Below are 16,952 nucleotides of genomic sequence, written 5' to 3' on the forward strand. Positions count from 1 at the left end.
AATGTCGCCCCCCGGTGCTTCAGGACATCGCCTTTCTCAGCGTGTCCTCGCCCGCAAGCAAAGCCTGGATCCCCGCCTTCGCGGAGAAACAGGGTTTGCCTGCTTCTCAAAGGTAAATGGCGAACCGATCCGGCGTAACACGCGCATTCCAGCATCGGGGCCAAAATCACCGAACGTCTATCCTCGTCGGCTAGCTCACCCTCACCCCGACCGGACGGCTCCCGCCCGGTCAGCCGTCACGCTCAGCTTGCGACGAAGCAGGTTTCGCCGGCGACACGCAACCGACCGCAGATATCCGCTGCCTGGTTCGCGCTGCCCGCGTTCACGCGCAGGCGATACAGGGTACGGCCGCCGGTTGCGACCGGCTGGACCGACTTGCCGAGTGCGCCGACATACGCGAACCGCTTCGAGAAATTGGCCCACGCCGCATTGGCAACGGCTTCGCTGGGATACGCGCCCAACTGGACCAGCGACCCACCGGTGGCCGTGCCGACGCCGTTGGGCTTCGATGGCGCCAGCGGGGCCGCCGCGACCAGCCGGCCACCCGATGCCGGCACTTGCGCGACCGCGTTGCGACCCGCCGCATCGTCCGCCTTGGGAGCGACCGCGCGCGTGCCTGCGACCGGTGCCTCGGGCACGCCCCGTAGGTCGATCGCGCCGTTGCCCGACTTGCCCGCGCTGGTCGCGATCGCCGACTCGCCCTCGCCCTTGACCTTCAGGCCACCGGCGTCGTCGGGCTTGACCTTATACTCGCCCGACGGCGCGGCGATCAGCTGGCCATCGCCCGTGGGCGTGCGCTCTTGCAGCGCGTAGATGCCGAAGATGATGACCGCGAGCACCGCGAGGCCGAGCACGACAAACGCGATCACGCGGCCGATGCCGACGGTGTCCTGCTCGTCCGGCTCGACGGTTTCGAGCCAGGGAAGCCGGTCTTCCTCGCGCAGATCCATATGGTCGGCCATCACTTCATCTCCGAAACCGCCTCGACGCCCATGATCGCGAGGCCGTTGCGGATAATCTGCCCTATCGCGGATGCCAAGAAAAGCCGTGCGGCCGTCGCCTGCGGATCCTCGATCACCAGGAACCGGCGATCGGGACGGTCGTTGCCGACGTTCCACAGCGCATGGAACGCCGCCGCCAAGTCGTAGAGATAGAATGCAATTCTATGCGGCTCGCGCGCCGTCGATGCGATCTCGACAAGCCGCGGGAACTGCGCCGCGAGCTGAACGAGTGCCAGTTCGTCCGTATCAAGCCGGGACAGGTCGGCCGAGATCGGTGTAATTCCCGCCTCTTCCGCACGCCGGTGCAGCGATGCGATGCGGGCATGCGCGTATTGGACGTAAAAGACCGGATTGTCCTTCGACGCCTCGACCACCTTCGCGAAATCGAAGTCCATCTGCGCATCCGACCGCCGCGTCAGCATGGTGAAGCGCACGACGTCCTTGCCGACCTCACGCACGACGTCGGCCAGCGTGACGAAATTCCCCGACCGCTTCGACATCTTGACCGGCTCGCCGTTGCGCAACAGCCGGACCATCTGGACGAGCTTGACGTCGAACCGCGTCTTGCCGCCGGTCAGCGCCGCCACCGCCGCGACGATCCGCTTGACCGTACCGCCATGATCCGCGCCCCAGATGTCGATCAGCTGGTCGGCGCTCTGGCTCTTCTGGAAATGATAGGCGAGATCGGCGCCGAAATAGGTCCACGACCCGTTCGACTTCTTGATCGGGCGATCCTGGTCGTCGCCGAACTGCGTCGAGCGGAACAGCGGCAGCTCGACCGGCTCCCAATCGTCGGGCGTCTCACCCTTCGGTGCTTCGAGCACACCGTCGTAGACGAGATCGCGCGAGCGCAGTTCCGCTTCGGCCGCTTCCGGCTTCTTCGCGGCCTGAAGCTCGGCTTCCGAGGCGAACACCTCGTGCTCGATCCCGAGCAGCGCGAGATCGGCGCGGATCATCACCATCATAGCGGCGACTGCCTGCGTGCGGAAGACGACCAGCCATTCGCTCTCGGGCGCGCCGACGTAGCGGTCGCCGAATTCCTTCGCGAGCGACTGGCCGACGGGGACGAGATAGTCGCCGGGATACAGGCCCTCGGGGATCTCGACGGTCTCGCCGAGTGCCTCGCGGTAGCGGAGGTGAACCGAGCGTGCGAGCACGTCGACCTGGCCGCCGGCATCGTTGACGTAATATTCGCGGATGACCTTGTGGCCTGCGAATTCGAGGAGGCTGGCGAGCGCATCGCCGACCACCGCACCGCGGCAATGGCCCATGTGCATCGGGCCGGTCGGGTTGGCCGAGACATACTCGATGTTGACGGTAATGCCGTCGCCTTGCTTCGAGCGGCCGTAATCGGCGCCCGCCGCCGGGATCGCGGCGAGTTCCGCGCGCCAGGCGTCATCGGTCAGCTTCATGTTGATGAAGCCCGGGCCGGCGACGCTGGCCGAGGCGACGTCTTCGAGCTTCGACAGTTCGGCGACCAGCGCATCGGCCAGCACACGCGGGTTGGTCCTGGCGGGCTTGGCGAGGACCATCGCGGCGTTGGTCGCGAGATCGCCGTGGCTGGTGTCGCGCGGCGGCTCGACCGTGACGTTCTTTCGGTCGAGCCCCGCCGGCAGCGTGCCCGCCGCGGTCAGGGTGTCGAGCGCCGCGTCGATATGCGCGGCAAAACGAGTGTAGAGCGTCATGGCAGTCCCGGTACGTCGAGGAAACGGGCGCTCTAGACCATAGCAGCGCGGCGCTCAATTTTAATCCAGTTGCGTGACGTCCGTCATGGGCGCCGAGGATATTTGGGGCAATTGGTGCCGGTACGGACCATCATTGCAGTACGCGCAATCGCGATCGATAGGTTTGCAATTGCAACTCATGCTGCACCGCAATATTTCGGCGACTTGAGAGTTGGGTGAAGACCGGCTCGAAGCACCACGCGGGAGACACGATCATGCGCAACACCGTCAAGATCATCGCAGCAGCCGCCGCCGCCCTCACGTCGACGATCGGCATGGCAGCAGAGGCCAAGCAGAGCTTCGTCCACGAGGGCAGCACGTACGTCTATACATCGACGCAGGATCATGGCCGGCAGATCATCGACGGTCGCCGCTATCCCTCGGGTCAGAAGTTCCACCTGGTAGTCCGTGGCGATCGCGTATCGGGTGAGTCGGCCGGCGTTCCGGTCGCGTTCAAGACTGCCGAAGCCAATGGTGCAGCCGGCGGTATCGCTTCGGTTACGCGCTGAGCTAACCTGCTTTGGTACTAGCAGCGGCGGTCGGACCTCGGTCCGGCCGCCGTTTTGCGTTTGGGGTCTCGCGCTTGCGTAAACCCGCGGCCCTTTGACTCCCTTCCCTGAAAGGGAGGGGTTGGGGTGGGTCGGTTCCGGTATCGTGGAACAGTAGCGGCACAAGCCAGCCCACCCACCCCCAGCCCCTCCCTTCCGGGGAGGGGAGCAGAAGTCAGAATCCCTCGGGCAGGTCGATGGGGCCGACCAACTCGCGGTAACGGGATACGGCGTACCGGTCCGTCATCCCCGCGATGAAATCCGCGATATGCCGGCTACGGTCGGGATCGTCGGTCGGCAAGCGCTCGCGCCACTCTTCAGGAATCGTCGCCGGATCGTCGCGGTACACCGCGAACAGGCCGGACACGATGCCGTGCGCCGCATCCGCCGCCGCCAATTGCCGTGGGTGGTGATAGAGATTGGCGTACATGAAGCGCTTCAGGTCGCGCTCCGCCTCGCGCATTTCGGGAGAGAAGCCGACCAGGCACTGTCCCGCGGCGCGGACGTCGTCGACGCTCGTGACCCCGCTCGCCGCGATCCGCTGCCGTGTCTCGGCGATCAGGTCGTTGACCATCGTCCCGATCTGCGTGCGGACGAGTTCGCCGACCAGACGCTTCGGCGCGACGTCGGGAAAACGGCGGCGCACGTCATCCCAGCCGCGCGCGACCAACGGTACCGCGAGCATCTGGTCGAGCGTCAGCAGCCCGGCCCGCAGGCCGTCGTCGATGTCGTGATTGTCGTAGGCGATATCGTCGGCGATCGCCGCGACCTGTGCCTCGAGCGACGAGAAACTGGTCAGCGCCAGGGGAAACTCGGCATCCGCCGCCGCCAGCGCCCAGCCCGGATTTCGCACCGGACCATTATGCTTGGCGAGCCCTTCGAGCGTTTCCCAGGTGAGGTTGAGCCCGTTCCACATCGGATAGGGCCGCTCGATCGTGATCAGCGTGCGCAGCGTATGACCGTTGTGATCGAACCCGCCCTGCCCGCCGTCCTCGACCGACGGCATCAGCGCGGCCTTAAGCGCGTCCTCGCCGGCATGGCCGAACGGCGGGTGGCCGATGTCGTGCGCGAGGCACAGCGCTTCGGTGAGGTCCTCGTTCAGCGCCAGCGTCCGCGCGATCGTTCGGCCGATCTGCGCGACCTCCAGGCTGTGCGTCAGGCGGACGCGGAAATGATCGCCGTCGGGGGCCATGAAGACTTGCGTCTTGTGGCGCAGGCGACGGAAGCTGATCGAGTGGATGATCCGGTCGCGGTCGCGCTGGAAGGCATCGCGCGGGCCACGGACGGACCCGTTCTGTTCCTCGTGAAGCCGTCCTTTGCTGCGCGCCGGGTCCGATGCCCAGGGCGCGCGGTAACTCACTTCGCGGGCAACTTGGTGATGATCTCACCGGGATCGCTGGTGAAGGTGAACGTCGGGACGCCTTCCTTGGCGAGTTGATTGACGAACGTGCGCGCTTCGGCATCGGTCTTGAACGGGCCGGCGAGCACGCGGTTGGTCGCCTTCCACGGCGCGGTCCAGCCGGCGCGGGTGCCGAACACGGTTGGGGCCTTGGCCTTGGCGTTCTTCCACGCCTTGGGCAGATCGCCCTTGAGGGGGCCGGTCGATACCTGGACCCAGGTCCGCGCGGGATTGGCACGCGCGATCCGCTTTTCCTCGGCTACGGCCTTGTCGGCGGCGAGCTTTTCGGCGGCGGCGGCCTTCTTCTCCGCGAGCGCCTTCTTGTCGGCGATGGCTTTTTTCGCTGCGGCCTTCTTGTCGGCCGCGGCTTTCTTGTCGGCTGCGAGCTTTTCGGCGGCGAGCGTCTTTGCCGCGATCGCCTTGGCGGCGGCGTCGCGCTCGGTCTTGGCCTTCGCCTCCGCGAGCACACGCTCGGCATCGTCCGAAACCGGGATGGCGGCGGGTGTCACGACGGGCGCGGGACGCATCGGCGCGACGTCGAGTTCGGACGCGGGGATCGACAGGCCAGCGACGATCCGCGCGAGGATCGAGTCCTCGCTCGCCGCGACCGCGTGGGTGCGCGGCGGTGTTGTCGCCGCTACTTCGGTCGTGGCTGGAGTGGGCGAACTGGTAAAGGCGGGCGTCGGCGTAGCGGCGCTGGCGCTCTGGACTGGGACGGTCTGCTGAACGAGTGCCGGCTGGATGGGCGCCGGTTGCGCGGAAACCGAGGGCGACGCCGCTGCCGACGCGGCTAGCGCGTTGGCCGCGCGGGTCGGATCGGTCGCTGCCTGTCCCACCGGGATCGCCGCCATCTGCGTAGCTACGCTCTGGGGAAGGGTTCCGGCCGTCGAGGGGGCGGGTAGAACGCGCGCGACCGAGGTTGCCGGTACCGACGCTGTGCTCGGCGGAATCGTGGCAGCGACAACCGAGTTCGCTTCCGCGGCTGGGTTGATGCGGGCACCCTGGACCGCGACGGTCGGTGCCGAATAGCTTGGCTGCGGTGCGGGCTGGGCCGTGCGGGTGGGGAGCGGCTGGACCATCTGCATCGGCGCGGCTGCGAGCTGGACCGGTGGGGCGTAGGGGGTTGGGGTCGGCGCGGGAACGATCGTCGTGGTACGGAGCGCGGTTGAGGTTGGCGCGGCGGTGGTTGGCGTGGGCGTGCGAGCTGCCGCGGCCATCTGGACCCGGTCGGGCCTGGCGCGCCGATCACGCCTGTCCTTCTTGCCGGTGGTCGCGGCGACTGTGGGTTGCAGCGTCACCGCGGCCATCATTACCGGAGCGGTCGGGTCGGCGGCGAGCATGCCTAGCGGCGGGGCCATTCGTGCATCCGCGAGGCGCGCGGGCGTTGCGTGGACTTCGCCGAAATGTACCGCGAAGGCGCGGTCGCTCGCCGGGAGGGTCGGCAGGCGTTGGAAGAAGGGTTGCAGGCCCTGCGCGGTCCCGCGCGGCATCATCGTGGTTGCGATCTTCTCGGCGCCAGCGACGTCGCCGTTCATCGCGATGATGAAAGCGCGCGAGCGCCACGCACCACGGTCGCTCTTGAGCAGCAAAGGATTGAGCTGCTGGATCGCGAGGTCGGACTTGCCCGATATGCCGAGCGACAGCGCATATCGCCGGATGGTCTCGTCATCGGGGGCATCGCGGAGTGCTACGCGGTAGTCGCGCTGGGCGCGGTCCTGTTGGCCGATCAGGTCGTAGGCGAGGCCGCGGTCGGCGGCGAAATTGCGTGGGTCGAGGCCGAGGCCTTCCGCCTGCGCGTAGTAGCGGAGCGCTTCGCCCGGACGTTCCGACCGGACGAGGATCGAGGCCATTCCCGCCTTGGCGCGTCCGTCGCGCGGGTTCACCTTTTCGGCGCGCGCGAACAGGGCCGCCGCACCGCTAAGGTCGCCTAGGCCCATCGACAGGTCGCCGGCTTTGATCAGTGCGTCGATGTTGCGGGGGTTGCTCGCGAGCTGGCGCATGACGTCGCCGAGCTTGTCCGCATCGGTCGTGCCCGGGATCGCCTGGACGACGGCCTGCGCGGACGCGGCGCCGGGTACGGCTGCGAGGACGAGTGCCAGCGCGGCGGTCAGGAGATGATGGGACGAGCGGGTCATGAGATCATCTGTCTAGACGCCAGCCCGATCGAACCGGCAACATCTGCGACGCACGGGCGCGGCGAACTGGGCTGGGGCGGCGACGAGTGAAGTGCCGAGGAGCATGCAACGGGCGAGGGTTACGATCTGCGGATTCGACATCTGTGGTCTTGGAAAAGCGTTCACCTTGAAACGCCGCCTCCCCGACGAAGGCCGGGGTCCAGTTGGCAGACGGAAATAACGATGGAAAGCGCTCCGTTACATCGACCTTGCCAACTGGGCCGCAGCCTCCACCGGGGGAGTGAATATGTTGGCGGACGATGCCCCCGAGCAATCCGCTTGCCCCGCCGTTCTCCCGCCAAATCGAGAGAACGGCGCCAGGCTTACTGGTTGTTCTGGCGGTGCAGGAAGCGCGGGATGTCGAGCGGATCCTGGGGAACCGCTTCGCCGTCTTCCTTCGCTGCACCACGTGCCGCGTTGGACATGCGCTCGAACAGCGTGCCGCCGAGCTTCACGCGCGGTGCGGCCGGTACCGCCTCGGGGGCAGCCTCTGCACCCGGAGCGAGCCAGCGGCGACGGGCACCACCTTCGTCGGCGGCGGGAGTCGGCACCGGAACCGCCGGCGCGATGGGTGCACGAGCTGGCGGTACGGACGATGCCGACGCCGGACGCGCGATCGGACCGCGGCCGTAGGGCTCCTCGCCATAAGTGCGCGCCGCGGGCGCTGGCTCAGGTGCGGGCTGCGGCGCCGGTGCGGCGGGAGCAGGTGCGGCCTGCGGCACGATCGTCTCGGCACCGAGCACGAGTTCGCTATCGGACTTCGACGACGACGACTCGACTTCCGACGACGCGTTCAAATCGAGCGGCTCTTCGTCAGCGGACGACGCGGTAGGTGCAGCCGAGGACGCGGCAGGCTCGCTCGGGCGGAACGACGTGTTCTCATCCGTCTTGCGCGACCCGAAGCTGAACGAGCGGGTGGGCTCGGGCGCAACCTCGGGCGGGCGCGCATCGGCGTCGATCCCCGTCGCGACGACCGAGACGCGGATCTTGCCCTCCAGCTCCTGGTTGAACGCCGAACCCCAGATGATGTTCGCATCGGGATCGACCAGGTCGCGGATGTGGTTCGCCGCTTCGTCGACTTCGAGCAGGCGCATGTCGTCGCCGCCGGTGATCGATATGATGACGCCCTTGGCGCCGCGCATGCTGACGCCTTCGAGAAGCGGGTTCGAGATCGCCTTCTGTGCAGCCTCGAGCGCGCGGTTGTCGCCGCTCGCCTCGCCGGTGCCCATCATCGCCTTGCCCATCTCCTGCATCACCGAGCGAACGTCGGCGAAATCGAGGTTGATGAGGCCCGGCATCACCATCAGGTCGGTGATGCTGCGGACGCCCTGCTGGAGCACCTCGTCCGCCATCGTGAACGCTTCCTTGAAGGTCGTGTTCGCGTTGGCGATGAGGAACAGGTTCTGGTTCGGGATGACGATCAGCGTGTCGACGTACTTCTGCAGCTCGTCGATGCCGCCCTCGGCGGACTTCGCGCGACGGTTGCCCTCGAACGCGAACGGCTTGGTCACGACGCCCACCGTCAGGATGCCCATGTCGCGCGCCGCCTTGGCGATGACCGGTGCCGCGCCCGTGCCCGTGCCGCCGCCCATGCCGGCGGTGATGAAGCACATGTGCGCGCCTTCGAGCATCTTGGCGAGCTGGTCGATCGTCTCTTCGGCGGCCGCACGGCCGATCTCGGGACGCGAGCCGGCGCCGAGACCCTGCGTGATCTTGGTACCCAGCTGGATCCGCTGCGGTGCGGTCGACTGCTTCAACGCCTGCGCGTCGGTGTTCGCCACGAGGAAGTCGACGCCCTGGACGTCGGCCCGCATCATGTTGGCGATCGCGTTGCCGCCCGCGCCGCCGACGCCGATCACCGCGATGCGGGGGGCCAGATCGTCCACTTCGGGACTAAGGAATTCGATGCTCATCGCCGTTCTCCGCACAACCCGGTAGATACGCTATGACCGGGCCCCTGATTAACCTGTGTGCACCAACGCCCCGGCCGGTTCCAGCCGAAATGCGCCAGTGCCCTCGAAACTCTTAATAATTCGCGCGCGCCGCCTGAATCAATTTCCGCACCATGCCCATACCCTTTGGCCGATGCACCGTCGTCCGCTGCGGCGCGAGCCCGCGAAGGTCGATCGGGTTGGTCGCCGCATAGAAGGCCAACCCCGCTAGCGTCGCGAAGGCCGGTCCGCCATGCGCTTCCGGCAGCGCGGTCAGCCCGCGCGGTCGACCGATCCGCACCGACCGCCCGAGCGCCTGTTGCGCATAGTCGGCGATGCCCTTCAACTCGGCACCACCGCCGGTCAACACGACCTGACGCCCGACCGGTCCCTCGAACTTCAGCTTGGTGAGTGCATTGCGGACTTCGCCCATCTGATGCTCCAGACGCTGGCGGATCACACCGATCAGCTGCGCCTTGGTGATCTGAGCCCCCTCGCCCGCGCCGTCCTCGGCGGAGATCGGCATGACCGGGATCATGTCGTGATTATCGCGGGGCGATGCGTTGGCCGAGCCGTGGAAGCACTTCATCCGCTCGGCATTCTGCCGCCGCGTGCCGAATGCGCTGGCTATGTCGTCGGTGATGTCCTGCGCGCCGATCGGGATCGAGGTCAGGCCGACGAGCATGCCCCCTGCGAAGAGGGATACGTTGGTGATCCCCGCCCCCATTTCGACCAGCGCGACGCCAAGCTCGCGCTCCTCGTCGCTGAGACAGGCGAGCCCGGTCGCGACCGGCGAAGCGATGATCGACTTCACCTCGAGATGCGCCGACCGCACGCACAGATCGAGATTGCGCACCGGCGAACCGTCCGCCGCGACGACATGGATATGCACGCCGAGCCGATCCGCATGCAGCCCAAGCGGCGTCTTCACCCCCGTCAGCCCGTCTAGCGTATAGAGCGCGGGCTGCGCGTGGAGCACCATCCGTCCCTGCGGATCGATCGAATTGCGCCCGGCGGCGAGCAGCGCATCGATATCCTGCTGCTCGACGCGGTGGCCGCCCAGCTCGAACTCGACCTCGGCGACGTCGGACACGAGCCCGCCGGCCGAGAATCCGACCCAGACATTCTCGATGTTGATCCCGGCGATGCGCTCGGCCTGCTCGACCGCCTCGCGTACTGCCGCCTCGGTCGTCGCCATGTCGGCGATATAGCCGCGCTTGACGCCGCGGCTCTCGCGCTGGCCGGTGCCGAGCACGATCAGCTCGCCCCCGTCCCCCTTCTGCGCGATCATCGCCGAAACCTTCGACGACCCGATATCGAGCGCCGTGATCAGCCCTTCCGGTGCCACCTTTGCCATGTCATCCCTCCCCGCCCGTTACGTTCGCGCCCGCCGTTTGCGACGGGGTATTCGTAGTCTCGCCCGTTTCCGGCACGCTCGCTGGCGCCGGCACGTCGACGCTGTGCGCCAGGCTCGCGCCCGGTTTGCGCGCGACCAGCTTGGTCGGATCGCGCATGTCGAACCGGATCCATCCGCGCCCAAGCAACGGCCGCGCGCCGTCCAGTTCGGCGAACTTCACAAGCGCTCGGGGCGCACCGTCTTCGGGTAGTGCCAAGGTCTCGCCGCTCTCGAAGGTAAGGTCCCAGCGCCGGTTGCCGACCCAGGTCGCTGCCTTCACGCGCGGCTTCAGCGCGGGGGCGGCGGCGAGGAGCGTCTGGTACGATGCCTCCTGTCGATCCGCGCCCGGCCCGATCATCAACGGGAGATTCGGGATCGCATCGGGCTGGACCGGTTCGAGCAGCACGCCCGACGAATCGATCAGCGTGAGTTGGCCATTGTCCTGCCACACTGCCGCGGGCGTCCGCTCGACGATATCGACGAGCAACGTGTTGGGCAGCCGCCGCGACACGTGCGCGTCCGCGATCCAGCCATAGCGCAGCAATTTCTGGCGCACCGCCTCCAGGTCGACCGACAGCATCGACGTCTGGTTCTGCTTGTCCTCCAACGCGACCGCATAGACCGACATCCGGTCCATCCGCTTGAGGCCAGTCACCTCGATCTGCTCGACCTTGAAGCCCGCGCGCCCGGCGCCTTCGGCCAGAGCGGCACCGATCATGCCGGGGATGCCGACCCACGTCGCCGCCGCGATCGCCACCGCCCCACCAGCGCCGAGGATCGACCAGGTCGCAATTTTCTTGAGCGTCTCCTCGCTGACCGGGAGCATCCCGACCAGCCGGTCCATCACCGACACCTTCTTGACCGCGACCTTCCGCCGCGGGGCGGGCCGCTTGGGGGGTGGACCGCGCTTGATCGTGCGGCTCATGGCGCCCCGCTTTGCGCAAGCGGATGATCCGCCAGCGCCTCGTCGACGATCGCCTGCACCAGTTCGGCATAACTCATGCCGATATGCCGCGCCTGCTCCGGTACGAGGCTCAAGGGCGTCATCCCCGGCTGCGTGTTCACCTCCAGCAGGAACAGACCGTCGACACCACGCTCGTCATCCCAGCGGAAATCCGACCGCGACGCGCCCTTGCAGCCGAGCAACCGATGCGCTTCGAGCGCAAGGCTCTTGCAGGCGTCGGTGATCTCGTCGGGAATCTCCGCGGGGCAGACGTGCACCGTCATCCCATCGGTGTATTTCGCGTCGTAATCATACCAGCCGCTCTTGGGCTTCAACTCGGTCACGCCGAGCGCCTTGCCGCCGAGTACCGCGGTCGTCAGCTCCCGCCCACGGATATACGGCTCGGCGAGCAGTTCCTCGAACTCGCCCCAAGGCCCGACGCTGTCGCGAGCGATCGGATTGCCATAATTGCCGCTGTCGGTGACGATCGCTACGCCGACCGACGAGCCTTCGTTGACCGGCTTCAGCACATAGGGCCGCGCCATCGGATCGCCCTCGAACAGGTCCGCCGACTTGACGATCCGCCCGCCCGGCATGGGTACGCCCGCGGGGACGAGGAGCAGCTTGGTGAGAACCTTGTCGATCGCGATCACCGACGTCGCGAGCCCGGAATGCGTGTAGCGCAACCCCATCAGGTCGAGCAGGCCCTGCACAGAACCGTCCTCCCCCGGCGTCCCATGCAGCGCGTTGAACACAAGATCCGGCTTCGCTTCCGCCAACTTGGCAGCAACATCCCGCCCCATATCGATCCGCGTGACCCGGTGCCCGAGCGACTCCAGCGCGTCGGCACAGCCATTACCCGACATCAGCGAGACTTCACGCTCCGCCGACCAGCCGCCCATGAGGACCGCGATGTGAAGAGGCACCGTCATGCCTCCCCTCCCGCATGCGGGAGGGGACCGAGGGGTGGGCGCTCGCCCTCACCGGCCGCATCGCTGGTGGAGAGCGCGGGCGATGCACTGCTTGGCTGCCCCTCACCCCGACCCTCTCCCCGCAGGGGAGAGGGAGCAGCGACCCCAACCCGCTGGATTTCCCATTCCAACGTCACCCCCGAATGCGCCTTCACTCTGTCCCGTACCACTTCACCCAGCGCCTCGATCTCCGCGCTCGACGCGGACCCGAGGTTCAGCAGGAAATTGCAATGCTTCTCGCTGACCTGCGCATCGCCGCGAGTAAGCCCGCGACACCCCGCCGCGTCGATCAAAGCCCAAGCCTTGTGACCGTCGGGGTTCTTGAACGTCGACCCACCGGTCCGCGAGCGGAGCGGTTGCGAAGCCTCCCGCTCCGCCGCGATCCGATCCATCTCCGCACCAATCACCGCCGGCTCTCCGGGCGTGCCGGAGAACACGGCCTCGACCACCACGGCACCCGCCGGCAGGTCCGAATGCCGATAGGTGAACCCGAGATTATCGGCGGACCATGTCTCGACCGCCCCCTCGCGCGTGACGACGGTAGCCTCGACCAGAATGTCGCTGACGTCGCGGCCATAAGCGCCTGCGTTCATTCGAACCGCGCCACCAACAGTCCCCGGGATTCCGCGCAAAAACTCGAGCCCGGCAATCCCTGCGTCACGCGCGGCACTGGCAACGGTAATCCCCATCGCCCCCGCCCCCGCGCGAACGCGGCCATCCTGCACCGACACCTTCGCCATGACCTTGGGCAGTCGCACCACGACCCCCGGCACACCACCGTCGCGCACGATCAGGTTGGACCCGACCCCGACTGGCAGCACCGGTGTCGAAGGATCGAGGGTTTTCAGCAGGTCAGCCAAATCCTCGACATCCGCAGGTCGCACCAACCACTCCGCCGCACCACCAGTCCGAAACCATATGAAGTCCGCCAGACTGCCATTAGCCGTCAGAGACCCACGCAAATCCTCCCCGGCACGGGGAGGGGGACCGCCGAAGGTGGTGGAGGGGGGGTTGCCAGAAGCGTCACGCTCGCGGACACCCCCCTCCACCATGCTCTGCATGGTCCCCCTCCCCGTGCCGGGGAGGATTTGCGACGCGCCGCTCACGCCAGCACCTTCCCGCGCTCAGTGGCAATCGCATCGGCCAACCCGGCGGCCCATTTCGTGATGTCGCCGGCGCCGAGGCAGACGATCATGTCGTCCGCCTCGATCGTGGCCGCTAGGTCGACCGCGAGCGCATCCGCATCCGCGACCACACCCGCAAACCGGTGCCCGCGCCGCTTCAACCCCTCGACCAGCGCCGACGCATCGACACCCTCCACCGGCGCCTCCCCCGCCGCGTAGACCGGCGTCACCAGCACCCGGTCCGCATCGTTGAACGCAGTCTGGAAATCCTCCATCAGATTGCCCAGCCGCGAATAGCGATGCGGCTGCACCACCGCGATCACGCGGCCCTTCACGCCTTCGCGCGCCGCCGCCAGCACAGCGCGAATCTCGACCGGGTGATGCCCGTAGTCGTCGATGATCGTCACGCTCCCACCTTCGACGGCCACTTCGCCGACGTTGGTGAAGCGCCGCTTCACGCCCCCGAACTTGGCGAACCCCTGCTGGATCGTCGCATCCGCAATCCCGAGTTCCAGCGCTACGCCGATCGCTGCCAGCGCGTTTTGGACGTTATGCCGCCCCGGCATCGGCATCTCGATTCCCGCGATCGTCCGCGTCGCGCCGTCGCGCTCCCGCACCACGCAATCGAAGCGGTTGCCGCCCGGGATAGGCGTGACCTCGACGCCGCGCACGTCAGCCTGCGCCGAGAAACCGTAAGTCACGACGCGCCGATCGCGCACTCGCGGCAGGATCCCCTGCACCTCCGGATGGTCCAGGCACAGCAGCGCCGCGCCATAGAAGGGCACGTTCTCGACGAACTCGACGAACGCGTCCTTCACTGCGTCGAACGAACCGTAATGATCGAGATGCTCGGGATCGATGTTGGTCACCACCGCGATCGTTCCGTCGAGCCGCAGGAAGCTGCCGTCGCTCTCGTCCGCCTCGACCACCATCCAGTCGCTCGCGCCCAACCGCGCGTTCGAGCCGTACGAGTTGATGATCCCGCCATTGATGACCGTCGGATCGACCCCGCCGGCATCGAGCAACGCCGCCACCATCGACGTCGTCGTGGTCTTCCCATGCGTGCCGGCAACGGCAACGGTCGACTTCAACCGCATCAGTTCGGCCAGCATCTCCGCGCGCCGCACCACCGGCACGCGCGCGTTGAGCGCCGCCTCGACCTCGGGGTTTGAGCGCACGATCGCGGTCGACACGACCACCACCGCGGCGTCGCCGATGTTCGACGCGACGTGGCCGATCGCGACCGGGATGCCCTTGTCGCGCAACCCCTGCACGACATAGCCCTCGGCCACGTCCGACCCCTGCACGCGGTAACCGAGGTTCTTCATGACCTCAGCGATGCCCGACATGCCGATCCCGCCGATGCCGACGAAGTGGATCGTGCCGATATCGGTTGCGACACCCTTCATGCGAACTGCGCCTTCGGCTTGGAGGGGGCGCCGACCGGAAGGCGGATCACCGGTGCGTCGAGACTCTCGACCAGATCGGCGAGATCGCTCGCCGCATTCGGCCGTCCGCAACTGCGCGCGCGTCCTGCCGCATTCTGCAACGCCCCCGGATCGAGACCGAGTTTCTGCATCTGCTTGGCCAGTTCCACTGCGGTAAAATCCTTCTGCGCGATCGTCCGCGCGCCGCCGGCCTTCGTAATCTCGCGCGCGTTCGCGGTCTGGTGGTCGTCGGTCGCGCCCGGCAGCGGCACCAAAATTGCAGGACGCCCCGCCGCGGTCAGCTCCGAAATCGTCGACGCGCCCGCGCGCGCGATCACGAGATGCGCCCACGCCAGTTGCTCGGGCATGTCGGGCAGATACGTCGCCAGTTCCGCCGGGATATGATGCTCGGCGTACTTCGCGCGCACCGCATCGATATCCTCGATCCGGGCCTGGTGCGTCACCTGCAACCGCCGCCGGAACGTCACCGGCAGCATCGCCAGTCCATCGGGTACGACCTGGCTCAGGATGCTCGCCCCCTGGCTTCCACCGGTCACGAGCACGCGGAAGATGCCGTCCTCCTCAAGCAACGGATACGGGCGCGCACGCAATGCCAGCACCGCCTCGCGCACAGGATTGCCGACCAGATGCGTCTTGCCCAGCAGCTTCGGCGCGAGGCGCTCGGTCGGCTCGGACGAGGTCGCGATGGCATCGACGCGGCCCGCGACGAAGCGGTTCACGCGGCCCAGCACAGCGTTCTGCTCATGCACAGCAGTCGGGATCTTGTTCGCGAACGCCGCCAGCAGTGCGGGCAGCGCGGGGTATCCGCCGAAGCCGATCACTGCCGCCGGCTTGAAATTCCGGTACAACTCGCGCGCCATTGCCCGCCCGCGCCACATTTCGCGCGTCGCCTTCGCCCAGCCCAGCGGCCCGCCGGTAAAACGCCCCGCCGGCAGGACATGCGTCTGGATATCTTCGAACAACCCCGGAAACCGCACGCCGCGCGCGTCGCTGACCAGAGCGACGCGGTGGCCACGCTTGGTCAGTTCCGCTGCGAGCGCCGCTGCCGGAACCATGTGGCCGCCCGTGCCACCGGCCGCTAAGACGTAATGCTTACTCATTCACCACTCCAGCGGACGACATAGGGGCTCCGCGTGAGAAACGGATTGCGCCGGGTAAACGCCAGCAGCAACCCCATGCCGACCGACAACGCGATCATCGACGACCCGCCATAGCTGATGAACGGCAGCGTCATACCCTTCGACGGCGCGAGGCCGGTATTGACCGCCATGCTCACCAAGGCCTGCGCGCCGAACTGCGTCGCGAGGCCGGCGGAGGCAAGCAGCTTGAATTCATCCTGCTCGTCCAGCAGCTTGACGAACACACGGACGACGATCGCCAGAAAGATCACCGCGATCACCGAACACGCGATCAGCCCGAATTCCTCACCGATCACCGAGAAGATATAGTCGGTATGCGCCTCGGGCAGCCCGAACTTCACCGCGCCCGCGCCCGGCCCGGTCCCGGTCCAGCCGCCCGCGGTCAGCGTGTTGTGCGCGGCGTTCGTCTGGAAATGGTCCGACGCCCCCTCGCCCTCGATACCCGGGAACAGGAACGCATCGATCCGCGACCGCGCAACGCCGTAGAACACATAGGCGGCGACCAGCCCGGCCGGCGCCAGCGCGACGAGCCCGACAAGTACCCTCACGGGCGTCCCCGCGATCATCAGCAGCGCCAGCCATACCAGGCTAAAGATGATCGTCTGGCCGAAATCGGGCTGCAACATCAGCAGCACCGCGACCCCCGCCGTCATTGCGCCGGTGATCAACACGGTCGGTAATTCCGAATCCTTCGCGCGCAACGACAGAAGCCACGCGACGGTCACGATGAACAGCGGTTTCAGAAACTCCGACGGCTGGAACTGCGCAAATCCGTAACCCAGCCAGCGGCGCGCGCCATTCACCTCGACGCCGATGAACGGGGTGAGCATGAGCAGCAGCACCAGCACCGCCGCGCCGCCGATCGCCATCCGCCGCGCCATCGCCACCGGCATCATCGACACGCCGAACAGCACCGGCAGCGACACGCCGACCCACATCAACTGCCGCCAGAAATAATAGAGTGGCGCGATCTTGCGGTGCTCGCCCGAATAGCGGACCGCGCTTGCCGGCGATGCCGCCGCGACCGCGATCAGCCCGATCGCGATCAGGAACAGCGTCAGCAACAGCAGCATCCGGTCGATATCCCAGAACCACGTGCCGAGCGGCGACTGATCGCCCCGCCCGCCGCGCCGCTTCATCTTCGCGACGATCCC

Annotated in this window: 12 protein-coding genes and 1 pseudogene; 1 reads left to right on the forward strand and 12 read right to left on the reverse strand. The window is 67.2% G+C overall.

All coding sequences use genetic code 11. From position 1 onward, the window contains the following. Nucleotides 1–242: 242 nt before the first annotated feature. Nucleotides 243–962, reverse strand: a complete 720-nt coding sequence (locus tag U1708_RS14010) for an SPOR domain-containing protein (RefSeq protein ID WP_332746459.1) — start codon at nt 960–962, stop codon at nt 243–245. Then, a complete protein-coding gene (gene argS, locus U1708_RS14015; RefSeq protein ID WP_332746460.1) occupies nt 962–2,686 on the reverse strand; it encodes an arginine--tRNA ligase in 1,725 nt (574 codons plus the stop codon). Before argS ends, U1708_RS14010 begins: the two co-directional genes overlap by 1 nt. A 254-nt stretch (nt 2,687–2,940) precedes the next feature. Here argS and U1708_RS14020 point away from each other — a divergent pair, with 254 nt between their 5' ends. Continuing rightward, nucleotides 2,941–3,234, forward strand: a complete 294-nt coding sequence (locus U1708_RS14020) for a hypothetical protein (protein ID WP_332746461.1) — start codon at nt 2,941–2,943, stop codon at nt 3,232–3,234. 214 nt (nt 3,235–3,448) lie between these two features. On the opposite strand, the gene U1708_RS14025 is transcribed toward U1708_RS14020, so the two are convergent. From U1708_RS14025 to U1708_RS14070, 10 genes and pseudogenes are all read right to left on the reverse strand, one after another. Beyond that, complete coding sequence (locus U1708_RS14025) at nt 3,449–4,633, reverse strand: deoxyguanosinetriphosphate triphosphohydrolase (protein ID WP_332746462.1); 1,185 nt, start codon at nt 4,631–4,633, stop codon at nt 3,449–3,451. Further along, the gene (locus U1708_RS14030; protein ID WP_332746463.1) at nt 4,630–6,807 is read right to left on the reverse strand and encodes a tetratricopeptide repeat protein; all 2,178 of its coding nucleotides are present in this window, start codon (nt 6,805–6,807) and stop codon (nt 4,630–4,632) included. Before U1708_RS14030 ends, U1708_RS14025 begins: the two co-directional genes overlap by 4 nt. A 362-nt stretch (nt 6,808–7,169) precedes the next feature. After that, complete coding sequence (ftsZ, locus tag U1708_RS14035; RefSeq protein ID WP_332746464.1) at nt 7,170–8,759, reverse strand: cell division protein FtsZ; 1,590 nt, start codon at nt 8,757–8,759, stop codon at nt 7,170–7,172. A gap of 112 nt (nt 8,760–8,871) precedes the next feature. Continuing rightward, nucleotides 8,872–10,134, reverse strand: coding sequence for a cell division protein FtsA (ftsA, locus tag U1708_RS14040; RefSeq protein ID WP_307083686.1), 1,263 nt, complete (start codon nt 10,132–10,134; stop codon nt 8,872–8,874). 1 nt (nt 10,135) lies between these two features. Further along, on the reverse strand, nt 10,136–11,098 hold the full coding sequence (locus U1708_RS14045) for a cell division protein FtsQ/DivIB (RefSeq protein ID WP_332746465.1): 963 nt from the start codon (nt 11,096–11,098) through the stop codon (nt 10,136–10,138). Continuing rightward, nucleotides 11,095–12,048 carry a D-alanine--D-alanine ligase gene (locus tag U1708_RS14050; protein ID WP_332746466.1) on the reverse strand — a complete coding sequence of 318 codons (954 nt, stop codon included), beginning with the start codon at nt 12,046–12,048 and terminating at the stop codon, nt 11,095–11,097. The genes U1708_RS14045 and U1708_RS14050 overlap by 4 nt, the downstream gene beginning before the upstream one ends. Before the next feature lie 134 nt (nt 12,049–12,182). Beyond that, a pseudogene (gene murB, locus U1708_RS14055) lies at nt 12,183–13,148 on the reverse strand (UDP-N-acetylmuramate dehydrogenase); the annotation flags it as partial. A gap of 41 nt (nt 13,149–13,189) precedes the next feature. Next, nucleotides 13,190–14,620, reverse strand: coding sequence for a UDP-N-acetylmuramate--L-alanine ligase (gene murC, locus U1708_RS14060; protein WP_332746467.1), 1,431 nt, complete (start codon nt 14,618–14,620; stop codon nt 13,190–13,192). Then, nucleotides 14,617–15,759, reverse strand: a complete 1,143-nt coding sequence (murG, locus tag U1708_RS14065) for an undecaprenyldiphospho-muramoylpentapeptide beta-N-acetylglucosaminyltransferase (RefSeq protein ID WP_332746468.1) — start codon at nt 15,757–15,759, stop codon at nt 14,617–14,619. The genes murC and murG overlap by 4 nt, the downstream gene beginning before the upstream one ends. Then, nucleotides 15,756–16,937 carry an FtsW/RodA/SpoVE family cell cycle protein gene (locus tag U1708_RS14070; protein WP_443030057.1) on the reverse strand — a complete coding sequence of 394 codons (1,182 nt, stop codon included), beginning with the start codon at nt 16,935–16,937 and terminating at the stop codon, nt 15,756–15,758. Before U1708_RS14070 ends, murG begins: the two co-directional genes overlap by 4 nt. Nucleotides 16,938–16,952 lie beyond the last annotated feature (15 nt).

The organism is Sphingomonas arabinosi (assembly GCF_036663715.1).
Classification (GTDB): Bacteria; Pseudomonadota; Alphaproteobacteria; order Sphingomonadales; family Sphingomonadaceae; genus Sphingomonas.